At 65.0% G+C, this 16,288-nt stretch carries 15 protein-coding genes; 8 read left to right on the top strand and 7 right to left on the bottom strand.

Annotated elements, in window-relative coordinates; all coding sequences use genetic code 11:
* Positions 1 to 148: 148 nt before the first annotated feature.
* The 3 genes from K408_RS0103840 to K408_RS0103830 all read right to left on the bottom strand — a co-directional run bounded on the left by K408_RS0103840 (position 149) and on the right by K408_RS0103830 (position 1,588).
* Positions 149 to 739, bottom strand: coding sequence for an SCO family protein (locus K408_RS0103840; RefSeq protein ID WP_024337136.1), 591 nt, complete (start codon positions 737 to 739; stop codon positions 149 to 151).
* Between the two features lie 24 nt (positions 740 to 763).
* Positions 764 to 958, bottom strand: a complete 195-nt coding sequence (locus K408_RS0103835) for a hypothetical protein (protein ID WP_024337137.1) — start codon at positions 956 to 958, stop codon at positions 764 to 766.
* A 108-nt stretch (positions 959 to 1,066) separates the two neighbouring features.
* Entirely contained in the window at positions 1,067 to 1,588 is a 522-nt protein-coding gene (locus K408_RS0103830) for a Clp protease/crotonase-like domain-containing protein (protein WP_024337138.1), read from the bottom strand.
* Between the two features lie 266 nt (positions 1,589 to 1,854).
* Between K408_RS0103830 and K408_RS0103825 the strand changes: the two genes are divergently transcribed.
* From K408_RS0103825 to K408_RS0103795, 7 genes are all read left to right on the top strand, one after another.
* The gene (locus K408_RS0103825) at positions 1,855 to 3,513 is read left to right on the top strand and encodes an FAD-binding dehydrogenase (RefSeq protein WP_024337139.1); all 1,659 of its coding nucleotides are present in this window, start codon (positions 1,855 to 1,857) and stop codon (positions 3,511 to 3,513) included.
* 15 nt (positions 3,514 to 3,528) lie between these two features.
* Positions 3,529 to 4,434, top strand: coding sequence for a CE1 family esterase (locus tag K408_RS0103820; protein WP_029673855.1), 906 nt, complete (start codon positions 3,529 to 3,531; stop codon positions 4,432 to 4,434).
* Between the two features lie 132 nt (positions 4,435 to 4,566).
* Positions 4,567 to 4,917, top strand: a complete 351-nt coding sequence (locus K408_RS0103815) for a RidA family protein (protein ID WP_024337141.1) — start codon at positions 4,567 to 4,569, stop codon at positions 4,915 to 4,917.
* A gap of 150 nt (positions 4,918 to 5,067) precedes the next feature.
* On the top strand, positions 5,068 to 5,433 hold the full coding sequence (locus K408_RS0103810) for a nuclear transport factor 2 family protein (RefSeq protein ID WP_024337142.1): 366 nt from the start codon (positions 5,068 to 5,070) through the stop codon (positions 5,431 to 5,433).
* 78 nt (positions 5,434 to 5,511) lie between these two features.
* Positions 5,512 to 8,088 carry a ligase-associated DNA damage response DEXH box helicase gene (locus tag K408_RS0103805; protein WP_024337143.1) on the top strand — a complete coding sequence of 859 codons (2,577 nt, stop codon included), beginning with the start codon at positions 5,512 to 5,514 and terminating at the stop codon, positions 8,086 to 8,088.
* A gap of 119 nt (positions 8,089 to 8,207) precedes the next feature.
* The gene (gene pdeM / locus K408_RS0103800; protein ID WP_024337144.1) at positions 8,208 to 8,906 is read left to right on the top strand and encodes a ligase-associated DNA damage response endonuclease PdeM; all 699 of its coding nucleotides are present in this window, start codon (positions 8,208 to 8,210) and stop codon (positions 8,904 to 8,906) included.
* A gap of 295 nt (positions 8,907 to 9,201) precedes the next feature.
* Positions 9,202 to 9,633, top strand: coding sequence for a hypothetical protein (locus K408_RS0103795; protein ID WP_024337145.1), 432 nt, complete (start codon positions 9,202 to 9,204; stop codon positions 9,631 to 9,633).
* 54 nt (positions 9,634 to 9,687) lie between these two features.
* On the opposite strand, the gene K408_RS0103790 is transcribed toward K408_RS0103795, so the two are convergent.
* The gene (locus K408_RS0103790) at positions 9,688 to 10,464 is read right to left on the bottom strand and encodes a DUF2865 domain-containing protein (RefSeq protein ID WP_024337146.1); all 777 of its coding nucleotides are present in this window, start codon (positions 10,462 to 10,464) and stop codon (positions 9,688 to 9,690) included.
* A 192-nt stretch (positions 10,465 to 10,656) separates the two neighbouring features.
* Positions 10,657 to 11,220 carry an orotate phosphoribosyltransferase gene (gene pyrE / locus K408_RS0103785; protein ID WP_024337147.1) on the bottom strand — a complete coding sequence of 188 codons (564 nt, stop codon included), beginning with the start codon at positions 11,218 to 11,220 and terminating at the stop codon, positions 10,657 to 10,659.
* A 170-nt stretch (positions 11,221 to 11,390) separates the two neighbouring features.
* Here pyrE and K408_RS0103780 point away from each other — a divergent pair, with 170 nt between their 5' ends.
* Positions 11,391 to 12,017, top strand: coding sequence for a glutathione S-transferase family protein (locus K408_RS0103780; RefSeq protein WP_024337148.1), 627 nt, complete (start codon positions 11,391 to 11,393; stop codon positions 12,015 to 12,017).
* Positions 12,018 to 12,160: 143 nt separating this feature from the next.
* On the opposite strand, the gene K408_RS0103775 is transcribed toward K408_RS0103780, so the two are convergent.
* Both K408_RS0103775 and polA read right to left on the bottom strand, forming a co-directional pair.
* The gene (locus K408_RS0103775) at positions 12,161 to 12,796 is read right to left on the bottom strand and encodes a LysE family translocator (protein WP_024337149.1); all 636 of its coding nucleotides are present in this window, start codon (positions 12,794 to 12,796) and stop codon (positions 12,161 to 12,163) included.
* A 247-nt stretch (positions 12,797 to 13,043) separates the two neighbouring features.
* Entirely contained in the window at positions 13,044 to 16,145 is a 3,102-nt protein-coding gene (polA, locus tag K408_RS0103770; protein ID WP_024337150.1) for a DNA polymerase I, read from the bottom strand.
* Between the last annotated feature and the right edge of the window lie 143 nt (positions 16,146 to 16,288).

The raw sequence follows: 16,288 nt of genomic DNA, 5'->3' as shown, positions 1-16,288 counted from the left end.
ACTTCGTTGGGATCGGAGGGCTTATAGACCATCCCAGCGGGAACGCGAGTGCCGATTATGGGCTGGATCGTTAGGCCGGCCTTGTCCCGGGCACCCACGTTCTGCGCGCGCCGAGCCGTGGATGGCAAGCCCGGCCGTGACGGCTGGATCAGAGATACTTCTTCAAATCCGCCGCGGCTTCCTCGGGCGTCCGCTTCAGATTGAACGGAGACACGAACCTCCCCTCGCGGTCCATCAGATAGATCAGCGCGGTGTGGTCCATAGTGTAGTCGCCGTCCTTGGTCGGGACCTTCTTGGCGTAGACCCGGTAGGAGCTGATGACCTTGGCGGTCTCGGCTGGATCGCCGGACAGGCCCTGGAGGTGGGGATCGAAGCTCGAAAGATAATCCTTCATCGTTGCAGGCTTATCGCGCTCGGGATCGACCGAGATGAAGACGGCGTTGATCTTGTCGGCATCCTTGCCCATGACGCGCAGCACTTCCGAGATTTCGAACAACGAGGTTGGGCAGACGTCGGGGCAATGGGTGTAGCCGAAGAAGATCAGGGTCGGCTTGCCTTTCAGGCTCTTGTCGGTCACGGCCTTGCCGTTCTGGTCGGTCAGCTGGAATGGGCCGCCGATCGCGGCCGGTTGCGCCATTTTGCCGACCCCGCCCATCGCCCAGAACATGATCAGGAGCCCGACAATCAGGCTTGCGGCGAAGGCGGTCGCAATCACCAGCGCACGGGTGGCGGAGCTCATGGGCGGATAACTTCCTGTCGCAGCTCAGAAACAGGCGGCAAGGCCAGTCCTGATCATTTCGAAGAACACGTGGCTGCCATAGTGGAACCAAAGTGCCAGCGCACCGATCACCACAAGACCGCCAACGGCCGTGCCGCCCCAGACCAGCACGGATGGCATCCGGCCGGGATTGGGCGAATTGTCCGATAGCCGATGCGCTGGATGCAGTGGTTGAGCCATGACAACGAGCGGGACGAAGGCCCCGGTTCCCTGGCTCTCAGATAGGCTCTGCGCAGCCTGCGGGCAAGCCGCCGCTTGGGCGTAAAACAACCCGTCAGGCTGCGAGGATCAGCGGAGGAGCTGGCCCCGAGCGGATTCAAGTGGCTCCGTCTGTGGCGGCGACCGGCGCGACGGCTTGGCCGTCGAGGCCTGCGCGTCCAGGTAGCAGGGCTTGTACATGGCCTCGAGCTGCTTGCCCTTCAGGAAAAGCATGCGATGAGTGAGCCCGCCCCGCTGGCCGATCCACCGCCTCACCTGAGAGGGATACATCGCATACAGCATCTGCGTTGCTTCGGGATTGGTGACGGCGCGGCCGTTGGCGCCGAAATCCCAGGCAGCGTGGAAGCCGAGCGTCGCATGCGAGGTCACGCAGATGCGGTCGTGCGGGATGGCGCCAAGGACAATGGTGCAAGCGGAGGCGCAAAGGCCGTCGATGATGACGGTTTCGCCCGATTGCCTGAGGTCCTGGTATTTGTCGACGTAGGTTCCGATCCGGCCGCCGCGGTCGTCCGCGATACGAACCACTGCGTGAGAAGCCCCCATGCCCGCCATCAGGAGAACCGACGCAAGCAACCCCGTCAGAAACTTCATTGTCCCCCGCCCCAGTCGTATTCGAATCTGCGTGTCAGGTGGTGATGCGCAGCCAGCGTCCGTCGTAACCAAGGTTTTGTCTAGGCAGGCGGGCTGACTCAAAAGAAATTCAAATCCAGTGTTGCGTTCGCGCTGCACTCCGGCGGTCTCAATCCCAAAGTGGAACAAGTTAACGAGGTCTTACCGCGCCAACCCTTGATCTCAGCTACAACCGCTGGCTTCAATCCGGGCAATTACAGGGGGAACTCGTGGAGGGGAAAACACGGATGGCTGAAGAGACTGATGTCATCGTCGTTGGCGCGGGACTGTCGGGCCTCGTCGCCGCGACCGAGATTGCGGATGCGGGCAAGCGCGTGATCGTTGTGGACCAGGAAGGCGAGCAGTCGATCGGCGGCCAGGCGTTCTGGTCGTTCGGCGGATTGTTCCTGGTCGATTCGCCGGAGCAGCGCCGGCTCGGCATCAAAGACTCGATCGAGCTCGCGATGCAGGATTGGCTCGGCACGGCCGGCTTCGACCGCGACGAGGACTTCTGGCCGCGCAAATGGGCCGAGGCCTATGTGGCGTTCGCAGCAGGCGAGAAGCGTGACTGGCTGCGGGCCATGGGCCATCGCATCTTCCCCGTGGTCGGATGGGCCGAACGCGGCGGCTACGACGCGATGGGCCATGGCAATTCGGTGCCGCGCTTTCACGTCACCTGGGGAACCGGGCCCGGCATCGTCGAGCCGTTCGCGCGCCGCGCGCGCGAGGCAATGAACAGCGGCCGGTTGCTCTTCAGATTCCGCCATCGCGTCGACGCACTGTCCATTACCAACGGCACTGTGGATGGCGTCAGCGGCACCGTCCTCGCTCCGGACCCTATCGACCGTGGTAAGAGTTCCTCCCGCAACGCGACCGGCGAGTTTGCCCTGAAGGCGCAGGCCGTGATCGTCGCCTCCGGCGGCATCGGCGGCAACCACGAACTGGTCCGGCAGAACTGGCCGAAGCGGCTCGGCGATCCCCCGAAATTCATGATCTCCGGCGTGCCCGAGCATGTTGACGGCCGCATGATCGGCATTACGGAAAAATCGGGCGCGCGGCTGATTAATCGCGATCGCATGTGGCATTACGTCGAGGGCATCCAGAACTGGTCGCCGATCTGGCCGCGCCATGGTATCCGGATCCTGCCCGGCCCCTCCTCAATGTGGTTCGACGCCACAGGCACGCGGCTGCCGGCGCCGCTGCTCCCGGGGTCCGACACGCTCGGCCAGCTCAAATACATCATGTCCACCGGCTATGACTATTCCTGGTTCATCCTGACCCAGAGCATCATCAAGAAGGAGTTTGCACTGTCGGGCTCGGAGCAGAATCCCGACCTCACGGGCAAGAGCTGGCGCATGACGTTGCGCCGCGCCACCAACAAGGGGGCGCCGGCTCCGGTGGAGGCGTTCAAAAGCCATGGTGTCGACTTCATCGTGCGCGACAAGCTCGACGAACTCGTTGCGGCCATGAACAAGCTCGCCGGCAGCGATCTCCTCAAGCTCGAGCACATCAAGATGCAGATCGAGGCGCGTGACCGCGAGATCGCCAACCCCTACGTCAAGGACGCGCAAGTGATGAACATCCACAATGCGCGCCGCTATATCGGCGACAGGCTGATCCGCACCGCTCCCCCACACCGCATCCTGGATCCTGCGCATGGGCCGCTGATCGCGGTGAAGCTCAACATCCTCACCCGCAAGACGCTGGGCGGCTTCGAGACCGATCTCGATTCGCGCGTGTTCGGCGAAGAGGGCAGCGTGATCCCCGGCCTCTATGCCGTCGGCGAAGCCGCCGGCTTCGGCGGCGGCGGCATGCATGGCTATCGCTCGCTGGAAGGCACTTTTCTTGGCGGGTGTCTGTTCTCGGGCCGCAAGGCGGGCCGCGCCGCGTCGAAAGCGGTGGGTTAGATCGTGGGACGACGGATGCAGGTTGGGGTGTTTCTTGCGGCGTTGATCGCCGCCTCGGCTGCATCCGCCGAGACGATCGACGTCAACGGCGTGAAGCGCTCCTACACGGCGCAGCTGCCGGGCAAGAGGCTGGTACCGCTCGTGGTCGTGCTGCATGGCAAGTCCCGGCGCGGTGCCGACATGATCGCGCGGACGACCTGGCCTCAGGTTGCGAAGCGCGAGGGCCTTGCTGTGGTCTTTCCGGACGGGCTCAACAATGCGTGGGCAGACGCGCGAACGAAGGCCGGGCCTGCCCTGCGCGGACCGCCAGCGGGTACCGACGACGTCGCGTTCATCGCGAAAATCGTCGACAAGCTGGTGGCCGACGGCACGGCTGACGCAAAGCGCGTCTTCATCGCGGGCGTCTCCAACGGCGGCGCCATGGCAATGACCATGGCCTGCGCGCGCGCCGATCTGTTTGCGGCAGCTGCGAGTGTGATCATGAATCTCACCGACGAGGCCGCCGTCACGTGCCATCCGTCGCGGCCGCTCCCGATGCTGCTCATGAACGGCACCGCCGACCTGCTGGTCCCCTACGCCGGTGGACGCGGAACGAGCTATTTCGCCGCGGATGGATTCTGGTCGACCGACGAGACGCTGGCGTTCTGGCGCAGGCTCAATGGCTGCGAGGTTGAAGACGCGGAGACGACCGATTTGCCCGACAGGGCGCCCGCAGACCATTCCACGGTGACGCGGATCTCCTCGCGTTGCCCCCAAGGACACGACGTGGTGCTCTATCGCGTCAATAGTGGCGGCCACCGCGTGCCCGGATTTGTTCCGGATGCCCGCTTTCCGAAGATCGCAGCCGGCCTGCTGGGGCCGCAGAACATCGACATCGACGGTGCCGAGACGATCTGGACGTTCTTCAGCAGTTTTCCCTGAGGCGACGCAATCGGCCGAGACTCCGTCCGTCGCAGGCGACACATGCGGGCCCGGCGGCGCATGCGCGCCCCGGGGTGGCGGAGTGCGAGGTGCTGGGCTAGACAGAGCCGCCATTTCACCAGGAGACCCCCAATGAGCATTCAGCGTTTCGAAACCGGCCCGCGCATGAGCCAGGTCGTCGTGCACGGCAACACCGTCTATCTCGCCGGCGTCGTCGCCAACAAGGCGGCCGGCGAGAGCGTGACGAAGCAGACCCAGGATATCCTGGCGACCATCGACGCCCACCTCGCCAAGGCCGGCACCGACAAGTCGAAGCTGCTCTCGGCAACGATCTACATCACCGACATGAAGACCTTCGGCGAGATGAACGCGGTGTGGGACGCCTGGGTCTCGCCCGGCAACACGCCGGCGCGCGCCACCGTCGAAGCCAAGCTGGCGGCGCCGCAATACACGGTCGAGATCATGGTCACCGCGGCGAAGTGATTTTCGCCGACGATCCGAAATGAAGCGCGATGAGACCCATCATCGCGCTTCTTTTTTCGCGCATCGATGACGTCCGAGGTAATCGATCCCGGTGCGCAAACCTTCGATAGTGACGGTCAGCCGGAGACGGCTTCATCGAAGGAGAGCAACATGACCGACCACACCGCCATCGCCCTTTGCTATATCGATGTCTGGAACGAGCGCATGGCGAGCCGCCGCCGCGAGCTGCTGAGCGAAACCTGGACGGCGGATGCCAGCTATGTCGATCCCGTCATGAAGGGTGACGGCCGGGACGGCATCGAGGCGCTGATCGCAGGCGTGCAGCAGCGCTTCCCCGATTTCAAGTTCAAGCTGATCGGCGAACCCAACGGCTACGGCGATCACATCCGCTTTTCGTGGGGACTTGGTCCTGACGGCGCCGACAGCCCGATCAAAGGCACTGATTTCGCGGTGCTGAGGGACGGGCGGATCAAGAGCGTGATCGGATTCCTGGACCAGGTGCCGGCGGAGGTGTGAGAGCTCTGGGTCTTCTTGTGAAGCCGGGGAGGGCGCAGCCCCTCGACGAAGCCATCCTCACGGCTTACCTGTCATGCCGTGCCGCCCCGGATTCTACAAAAATCGGTCGAGACGCCTGCCCTTCTGCCCGATCGCTTCCAGCGATGGTTTGCAGCCCGCGGCTGGTCGCCGCGCGCACATCAATTGGCGCTGCTCGAGAAGGCGCGCGAGGATGCCAGCGCGCTGCTGATCGCGCCGACCGGCGCGGGCAAGACGCTGGCCGGATTTCTGCCGACGTTGGTGGAGCTGTCGATCGATCCCATCGAACGCGAGGCAAGCACGAAGCAAAGCCTCGTCTCCACCGGCCGCGGCCTGCAACGGACCGGCGGCTTGCACACGCTGTACATCTCGCCCCTCAAGGCGCTCGCCGTCGACATCGCGCGCAACCTCGAGCGTCCCATCGCCGAGATGGGCCTGCCGATCAAGGTCGAGACCCGCACCGGCGACACGCCGGTGTCGCGGCGCCAGCGGCAGCGGCGATATCCGCCGGATGTTCTGCTGACGACGCCCGAGCAGCTCGCGCTGTTGCTCTCCTCGGACGATGCGCCGTTCCTGTTTTCCTCGCTGAAGCGCATCGTGCTCGACGAGCTGCATGCGCTGGTGACGTCCAAGCGCGGCGATCTGCTCTCGCTCGGGCTGGCCCGACTGTGGCGTCTTGCGCCGCAGATGCGCGCGATCGGCCTGTCGGCGACCGTGGCCGAGCCGGATCAGCTTGCGCGCTTCCTGGTACCGCAGCCCGACGGCACGGAAGCCGCGGCCGACATCGTCGTCGCCGGCGGCGCTGCGCCGCCCGTGGTCGAGATGCTCGATACCCGCGAGCGGCTGCCCTGGGCCGGCCACAGCGCGCGCCACGCGCTTCCCGAGATCTACGAGCTGATCAAGGCGAACAAGACCACGCTTGTCTTCGTCAATACCCGCAGCCAGGCCGAAATGCTGTTCCAGAATCTCTGGAGCATGAACGACGACGGCCTCGCCATCGCGCTGCATCACGGCTCGCTCGACGTCGCGCAGCGCCGCAAGGTCGAGGACGCGATGTCGGCGGGCCGGCTGCGCGGCGTGGTCTGCACCTCCTCGCTCGACCTCGGTGTCGACTGGGGTGACGTCGATCTCGTCGTCAATATCGGTGCTCCCAAGGGCTCCTCGCGCCTGATGCAGCGCATCGGCCGCGCCAACCACCGCCTCGACGAGGCCTCGCGCGCGGTACTGGTGCCGGCCAACCGATTCGAGGTGCTGGAGTGCCGCGTCGCCATCGACGCCATTGCCGAGAACGCCCAGGATACGCCTCCCTTGCGCACCGGTGCCCTCGACGTGCTGGCTCAGCACGTGCTGGGCTGTGCCTGCGGCGAGCCGTTCCTTTCTGACAAACTGTATGCCGAGGTGCGCACAGCCGCGCCCTACGCCGGCCTGTCGCGGCAGGATTTCGACGACGTCATCGATTTTGTCGCCTCCGGCGGTTACGCGCTGAAGACCTATGAGCGCTTCGCCCGCATCAAGCAGGACAAGGAGGGGCATTGGCGTGTCGCCAATCCCAAGGTGCGGCAGAGCTATCGGATGAACGTCGGCACCATCGTCGAGGACGACATGCTGAAGGTGCGCCTGGTGCGCTCCCGCGGCGGCGGTGCAGGTTCTACTGGAGTGATTGCGCGTGGCGGCCGGCTGCTCGGCGAGATCGAGGAAGCCTTCATCGAGGGCCTGAGCCCCGGCGATACCTTCGTGTTTTCGGGCGAGGTGGTGCGCTACGAGACACTGGTCGAGGATCAGGTCTATGTCTCGCGCGCACACGACAAGGATCCGAAGGTGCCGTCCTATATGGGCGGCAAATTCCCGCTCTCGACCTATCTTGCCGAGCGCGTGCGCCGACTGCTCGACGACGGCCGCGCATGGGGCGGCCTGCCGGAGCAGGTGCGCGACTGGCTGTCACTGCAGAAGGACGTCTCGCGCGTGCCCGCGGTGCGCGAGCTTCTGGTCGAGAGCTTTCCGCGCGCCAACAAGCACTACCTGGTCTGCTATCCATTCGAGGGCCGTCTTGCGCATCAGACCCTCGGCATGCTGCTGACGCGCCGCCTCGAGCGCGCCCGTGCGCGGCCGCTCGGCTTCGTCGCCAACGAATATGCCGTGGCGATCTGGGCGCTCGGCGACATGTCGTTCATGATTCGTGACGGCAGGATCGACCTCGACGCGCTGTTCGACCCCGACATGCTCGGCGACGATCTGGAAGCCTGGCTCGCCGAATCAGCGCTGATGAAGCGCACGTTCCGCAACTGCGCGATCATCTCCGGCTTGATCGCGCGCCGCCACACCGGCGAGGAGAAGAGCCGCCGCCAGGTGCTGTTCTCGACCGATCTCGTCTACGACGTGTTGCGCAAGCACCAGGCGGATCACGTGCTTTTGCGCGCCGCGCGGGCCGATGCCGCCACCGGTCTGCTCGACCTGCGCCGACTGAGCGACATGTTGATGCGCATCCACGGTCGCATCACGCACCGGGAACTCGACCGCGTCTCCCCGCTGGCGGTGCCCGTGATGCTGGAAATCGGCCGCGAGTCAGTTTATGGCGAAGCTGCAGACGAACTGTTGGCGGAAGCCGCCGACGAACTCGTCAAAGAGGCGATGTCGTAAACTGCTGCAGCAATGTCTTTCCGCGGCCCAACTCTCTCCATGTCGCCCCCGGGCTTGACCCGGGCATCCACGTCTTTCCTGCAGCGGCAAGAACGTGGACGGCCGGGACGCGCCCGGCCATGACGGACAACGTTGCGCTATCGCTCTCTTCGGCGCTTGCGCTCGATATCGCAGGTGTATCGCTCCAAGCCGATCTCTCCGGCGCGCTGTTCTGGGAAGAGCAGCGCCTGCTCGTCGTCTCGGACCTGCATTTGGAGAAGGGCTCGAGCTTTGCCACGCGCGGCGTGCTGTTGCCGCCTTACGATACCATTGCGACGCTGAGCCGGCTCGCTGCTGTCATCTCCCGCCACAATCCGCAAGTCATCGTTGCGCTGGGCGACAGTTTTCACGACCGCAGCGCGCATGGGCGCCTATCGGCGGAAGACCGCGACACGGTCGCCGCGCTCCAGGCCGGCCGCGACTGGATATGGATCTCAGGCAATCACGATCCCATGTTGCCGCCCGATCTCGGCGGCACCGTCGCGGACGAGGTCGCGATCGGCCCGATCACCTTCCGCCACGAGCCGACCGGCTCGGATGGCGAGATCGCCGGTCATCTGCACCCGAAGGCGCGTGTCTCCGCGCGCGGCCGCTCGCTGGAGCGCCGGTGCTTTGCGAGCGACGGGATGCGCGCCGTGATGCCGGCGTTCGGCGCCTATGCCGGTGGCCTCAGCATCCGCGACGCCGCCTTCGCAAAGATCTTCCCGAAGAACGGCTTTGTCGCCCATCTCCTCGGCGATCGCCGGGTCCATGCCATCGCGGCCTCCCGCTGTTATTGAGATCCGGGCCCAAATTAGGACAGCACTCCAGCCAGTACTTTTCCGGAATCGCACAAGCCTGCCGCCGGTTCTAACCTCACGCTTGCCGGGGCTGGAATTTCTCATCCCGAACAAGATTGTAACCGGCAGGGGGTCGCTGCGAGGCGGCCCCTTTCGATTCCCGGCATTCGCCTGGACCGGCAGCGCCGGTGCCGTGAACGAATTAAGAACACTTTAGCAAGTCTTTGATATATCATTATGATTCGGCGCATTGCCGACACAATATCTAGCGTCTGACAGACCTTGCGAGAACTAGATGTCCACCATCGCCTTCGATCAGTTTGCCCTCACCCGGATCGCCGATTTCGCGCGCTCGCTGTCGCGGCTGCATCAGGCGGCACGGCGCCATGCCGTCGATGACGACCAGTTCGACCGCGAGTTCAACGCAGTGTGCCAGTCGATCTGGGGCTACACCATCGACGACATCAGCGACGATCTGTTCTCGACGGAGGACCATCTGTTTCTCGATACGCTCGACGAGTCGCATGCGCGCATCTTCGCGGCCGAGCAGGGTTATGATCTCGTCGGCGATCAGGGCATGCTGACCGACTGGTGGGGCTTTTGCTGGATGATCCTGGCCGAGAAGCGCGGCCTCCTGACCCCGGAAAACCGCGCCGCTGCGCGGGTGGCGATCGAGGAGAAATATCTGGCAGCGCCGAACGTGATCGGGGTGATCATCGGAAGGTGACGCTGCAACCGCCGTCATTGCGAGCGCAATGACGATGTTGTGACAGATTGGCCTTTAATCCAATCCCGCCCGCTTGGCAGGCTTCTGGGTCTTCGGCACCGACACATCCGGCAGCGGCTCGCGCACGATCTCGGCTGCGGCCGGCGCATCGGCCGACACCGTCTCGGCGCGCACCGGCGCCACCTTCATCTCGCCAAGCCGCGCGCGGACCTGGGCGGTGAGGCCGGGATAGGAAGCAACCGGGGTGAAGTCGGCAGCCTGGTCGTTGCCGACGCGAATGCCGGTATAGGCGACGAGCCCGTCGGTGGTGGCGATCACGTCGCCCGCCTTCAGCGAGGAATCCAGCGCAAGGTCAACCGGAGCCAGGCCGACCGGCTCGCGGCCGTTGCAGGTGCAGTCGGCGCGGAGCGCCTTGCGATAGGCGAACGCGTTCTCGCTGTCTGCATAGCGCTCGCCGGTCTGCGAATAAGCGCCCTCGATGCTGGAGCCGAAATAGACTTTTGTCGCGCTGGCAGGACAGAACGCCTGGCACATCTGCGCCGGTGAGACGAGGCCGCGCATCAGCGGGAAATATCTGCCGTCGCAGCTGCGCACGCAGAAGGCCGGCCCCGAGCCGCCGGCCGCCGCCGAGCGGGTCGGCGGCACATATTGCGGTGTCGCCCCATTCTGCTGGCCGGTGAAGGGATCGGCGTAGGAGTTTGCCTGCTGCGGCACCTCGCGCTGCGGCCGCTGCTGCGGCATGCCGCCGAAGAGGAAGTCGAACAGGCCTTCGGCCGAGACTGGGGCCGGGACTGCGAGCAGCGGCGCTACCAGCGTGGCGGCTACAAGCATCGCGCGACGCTGCCGGCGCGCATGGGACGAGATTGTACGCAAACGCCTACTCCACCCGACGCTACTGAACCGGCTGGAACCCCTTGGGTCTCAGCACATGATTCACCATAAGAGCGGATGGTAAACGAGCGGTTGAGGGGGCGGGTTTCGTGCTCTGGAGGCTGCACAGCGCGCCGCGCCCGGGGACACCCGCTACCCCTTCAAGAACTCCGACGCCTTGTACAGTGAGCGGAACGGCAGGCCGGCCGCACCGAACGTGTCGGTGGCGCCTTCCTCGCGGTCGACCATGGTCAGCACCAGCACCACATTGGCGCCGGCCTCGCGCACCGATTCCACCGCCTTCATCGCCGAGCCGCCCGTGGTCGTGACGTCCTCGACGATCACGACGCGCTTGCCCGCCAGCGTCTCGCCCTTGGGCAGGCCCTCGATCGCGAGCTTGGCGCCGTGCTCCTTCGGCTTCTTGCGCACGAAGAAGGCCGCGATCGGATGGCCCTTGATCCAGGAGATCTGCGCCAGCGCGCCGGCGAGCGGCACGGCGCCCATCTCGAGCCCGCCGATGAAATCGAGCTGCTCATCCTTCAGTGCCTCGTACGTGAGTTCGGCGAGCAGCGTTGCGCCCTCGGGGTCGAGCATGGTCGGCTTGAGGTTGAAGTAGAAATCGCTCTTGCGGCCCGACGCGAGCGTCACCTCGCCGCGGCCGAATGAGCGCCGGCGGATGATTTCGAACAGGCGGGCGCGGGAGGCGGATTTCGACACGGCGGTCCCTCGAACAGCGTTTTAGGTGGGGGCGGAATTTATCCGCGACGGACGCGACATTCCAGAGGGGGCATCTCCCGTCAACAGGGATCGGTCACCCCGGGCTGCCGGTTGTGAGGGCGCAACCTTCCGGAGTAGTTAAGGGGCAGGCTTCTTGGGAAGGAAACGGAATGACCATCGATCTCTATACCTGGAACACGCCGAACGGCCGCAAGATCTCGGTCGCGTTGGAGGAGATGGAGCTGCCTTACAAGGTCATCCCGGTGAACATCACCAAGGGCGAGCAGATGGCGCCCGAGTTCCTCAAGCTCTCGCCCAACAACAAGATCCCCGCGATCGTCGACCCCGAGGGCCCCGATGGCAAGCCTGTCAGCATCTTCGAATCCGGCGCCATCCTGCTCTATCTCGGCGAAAAGACCGGCAAATTCCTGCCGAAATCGCTTGGCGGCCGCATCCCGGTTTACGAATGGCTGATGTGGCAGATGGGCGGCTTCGGCCCGATGCCGGGCCAGGTTCACCATTTCATCGCGCTGGAGAACGAGCAGGATCGCGCCTACGGCCTGAAGCGCTACATGGCCGAGACGCGCCGGCTCTATGGCGTCCTGGACCGGCAGCTCGAGGGTCGGGAGTTCGTGGCCGGCGAGCTCTCGGTTGCCGATTTTGCCATCCTGGGCTGGGCTTGGCGTCACCCTCGCCACAAGGTTGATCTGGCCGACTTCCCCAACGTCAAGCGCTGGTACGAGGCGCTGATGGCGCGCCCGGCGGTGAAGCGCGGGATGGAAGCGAAGCTGGATTGAGGCTGCTGACGCGCTTTCGTGCCTCGTGCCCCGGACGCGGTACAGCGCGCAAGCGGTGCGCTGCAAAACCGGGGCGCATGTAGCGATGGGTCGCGGCTCTGCGCAGCAGCGCGTCCGGGGCACGGGTGTGATCGCGGCCTCCGCTACACCTTCTTCGCTTCGACCGCCATCCGCACCGCGAGCCCGGCCAGCACCGTGCCCATCAGCCAGCGCTGCACCAGCATCCAGCTCGGCCGCGTCGCCAGGAACAGTGCGATTGATCCTGCCGCGAGCGCGATCATCGCATTCACGCTGACGCTGATCGCGATCTGGATGGCCCCGAGCACCAGCGACTGCGCCAGCACGCTGCCGGCGGAGGGATCGATGAATTGCGGCAGCAGCGCCAGATACAGCATCGCGATCTTTGGGTTGAGCAGGTTGGTGACGAAGCCCATGGCGAACAATTTGCGCGGGCTGTCGACCGCGAGCTTTCTGACCTGGAACGGCGAACGCCCGCCCGGCTTCACCGCCTGCCAAGCGAGCCACAGCAGATAGGCGGCGCCGGCAAAGCGCAGCGCGTCATAGGCGAAGGGAATGGCGAGCAGCAGCGCCGTGATGCCGAACGCGGCGCACAGCATGTAGAACACGAAGCCGAGCGCGACGCCGCCGAGCGAGACGATGCCCGCCGCGGCGCCTTGCGTGATCGAGCGCGAGATCAGATAGATCATGTTCGGCCCGGGCGTGAGCACGAGGCCAAGGGAGACGAGAGCGAAGCCGAGCAGCGCGGAGGTGTGGGGCATGGGTGAACCGTGCGGGAGATGCACCAGCTCTAATATGCGCGGAACACTGACACCACCGCGCAATTGCTCGGAGGACAATTAGGTTCTCGCCACGCGCTCACTGCGCTCCCTCCCCCCGCACTTGCGGGGAGAGGGCTGGGGTGAGGGGCTATTCCCGGGAGGGATTGACGCGAGACCTGTACCCCTCACCCGGATCTCAAGAACGATCCGGCTCTCCCCGCACGCGGGGAGAGGTGAAGAGAGAGCGCTAGTGCGCCTCGTCCCAATTGTTGGCGGCGCGCGCGTCGACATGCAACGGCACCGAGAGCAGCACGGCCGGGAACGGCGCGTCCTGCATCACGCGCTGCACGACAGGGAGCGTCGCCTCGACCTCGGCGTCTGGCACCTCGAAGATCAGTTCGTCATGCACCTGCAAAAGCATCTGCGCCGACAGCTTCTTCTCGGCCAGCGCGTCCTCCACGCGCGTCATGGCGCGGCGGATGATGTCGGCCGCGGTGCCCTGGAGCCGTGCGTTGATTGCGGCGCGCTCGTTGAAGGCACGCACCGAGGCGTTGGAGGCCTTGATGTCGGGGTAGTGGCACTTGCGGCCGAACAGCGTCGTGACGTAGCCGTGGCTGCGGCAGAAGTCGCGCGTCTCGTCCATATAGGCGCGGATGCCGGGGAAGCGCTCGAAATATTTCTTGATATAGGCGGAGGCTTCCTCGCGCGCGATGCCGAGCTGGTTGGCCAGACCGAAGGCCGAGATGCCGTAGATGATGCCGAAATTGATCGCCTTGGCGCGGCGCCGGATCTCGCTCGGCATGCCCTTGATCGGAACGCCGAACATTTCCGATGCCGTCATGGCGTGAATGTCCAGCCCGTCGCGGAACGCCTGCTTCAGCACGGGAATGTCGGCGATCTCCGCGAGCAGACGCAACTCAATCTGCGAATAATCCGCGGAGACCAGCTTGTGTCCCGGCGTGGCGATGAAGGCGCGGCGGATCTTGCGGCCGTCCTCGGTGCGCACGGGGATGTTCTGCAAATTCGGCTCATTCGACGACAATCGTCCCGTCGTGGTCGCGGCCAGCGCGTAGGTCGTATGCACGCGATGTGTCTGCGGATTGACGTAAGTGGGCAGCGCGTCGGTGTAGGTCGATTTCAGCTTCGAGACCTGGCGCCACTCCAAGATCTTCTTCGGGAAGTCGTGGCCCTGCTCGGCGAGTTCGTCGAGCACCTGCGCGGTGGTCGACCATGCGCCGGTTTTCGTCTTGGTGCCCCCTGGCAATCCCATCTTGCCGAACAGGATGTCGCCGATCTGCTTGGGGCTGCCGACATTGACCGGCTCGCCCGCGATCTCCTGGATCTCGGCTTCGACACGGGCCGCGGTCTGGGCAAAGTCGCCGGACAGGCGCGACAGCACCTGGCGGTCGATCGAGATGCCGCGGCGCTCCATGCGGGCGAGCACCGACACCAGCGGCCGTTCCAGGGTCTCGTAGACGGCGGTCATGTGCTCGGCGACCAGCCGCGGCTTCAGCACGCGCCAGACGCGCAAGGCGACGTCGACGCCTTCGGCCGAAAGCGGTGCGGCCTTGTCGATCGGCACCTGGTCGAAGGTGATCTTGCCCTTGCCGCTGCCGAGCAGCTCGCTTTCCTTCAGCATGGCATGGCCGAACCAGCGCTCGGACAGCGATACCAGTGCGTGCGAGCCGCGGCCGGCATCGAGCACGTAGGAGATCAGCAGCGCATCGTCGATGTTGCGCAGCGTGATGCCGTGCTGTGCCAGCATCACGGCCGTGAACTTGACGTCGAAGCCGATCTTGAGGATGCCTGATGATTCCAGCACCGGCCGCAGCGCTTCGATGGCATCAGTGTGCCTGATCTGGTCCGGCGCAAGGCCCGCATCGAACAGGCCGGCGCCGCCGCCGGACTGCTTGTGCGCCAGCGGCACATAGCAGGCATCGTTCGGCGCCAGCGCCAGCGCGATGCCGCAAAGATCGGCCTGCATCGGATCGATCGAGTTCGCTCTCGTCTCGATCGCGACTTGCCCGGCATCATGGACGCGCGCGATGAAGGCGTTGAGCTCCTTGAGCGTCTTGATGGTCTGGTATTTGCTGCGATCGACCGGAAGCTTGCGCAGCGCTTCCTCGCGCGCGGCGGCGAGCGAGATCGGTGCACCCTTCAGGCTCGCAGCCTTGTCCTCCTTGCCGGCCGATTTGTTTGGTTCATTCGGTCGGGCCCGCGCCGGGGTTCCCGTGCCTGGTGCGGGCACGACGTCCGAGGGCGGCAGCGTTGTGAACACGCTGGCGCCGCTGGCATAGCCGGGGTCGGCGTCGACATTGGCGGGATCGATCTGCGCATACTCCGCGACGCGCCGCGTCAGCGTCGTGAATTCCATCGCCTTGAGGAAGGCGATCAGCTTGCGCGCATCGGGCTCGTGCACCGCGAGGTCGTCCAGCGGCACCTCGAGATCGACCTTGTCGTCGAGCAGCACGAGCTGTCGCGAGATCCGCGCCTTCTCCGCATTCTCCAGCAGCGCCTCGCGTCGCTTGGGCTGCTTGATCTCGCCGGCGCGGAACAACAATTGATCGAGATCGCCGTATTCGGTGATCAGCTGCGCCGCGGTCTTGATGCCGATGCCGGGCACGCCGGGCACGTTGTCAGTGGAATCGCCCGCGAGCGCCTGCACCTCGACGACCTTGTTCGGCGGCACGCCGAATTTCTCGATCACCTCGGGGATGCCGATGCGACGGTCCTTCATGGTGTCGTACATGGTGACGCAGTCGGTGACGAGCTGCATCAGATCCTTGTCTGACGAGACGATGGTGGCGCTGGCGCCGCGCTCGCAGGCCTGTCGCACATAGGTCGCGATGAGATCGTCGGCCTCGAAGCCGGTCTGTTCCAGGCAGGGCAGATCGAAGGCGCGCACAGCCTCGCGGATCAGCGCGAATTGCGGGATGAGATCGTCAGGGGCCGGCGGCCGGTGCGCCTTGTAGTCCGGATAGATCTTGTTGCGGAACGTGATCTCCGACTTGTCGAAAACGATCGCCAGATGCGTCGGCCGATTGTCCTCCGGCATCTCGCGGAGCAGCTTCCACAGCATGTTGCAGAAGCCCAGCACGGCGTTGACCTGAAGGCCGTCGGATTTGCGGTTCAGCGGCGGCAGCGCGTGATAGGCGCGGAAGATGTAGGAGGAACCGTCGACGAGGAAGACGTGGTCGCCCTTGCCTGCCGCCTTCGAGGCCACCGGTTTGGCAGGGGCTGTCGCGGCGGGCTTGGTATCGGCGGCGACTTTGGACGCGGCCTTGGTGTCAGCTTTGGCGCTGGTCTTCGGGGATGTCTTCGGCGAGGTCTCGGGCGAGGTCTTGGGCATGGGCCGCAATGTATGAATTTTTGCGGGCATTGACAGCCTGGGAAGCGCGAATTTTGGGTCGGTTGCGCGACTATCCCCACTGTCATTCCCGCGAAAGCAGGGAATCCAGTACGCCGCGGCTTCCTGGCCCAACCACTGACGTC

This window comes from Bradyrhizobium sp. in8p8 (assembly GCF_000426845.1).
Lineage (GTDB): Bacteria > Pseudomonadota > Alphaproteobacteria > Rhizobiales > Xanthobacteraceae > Bradyrhizobium > Bradyrhizobium japonicum_C.
The sequence above is the reverse complement of the archived record's forward strand: the minus strand, read 5'-3'. Positions and strand labels throughout refer to the sequence as shown.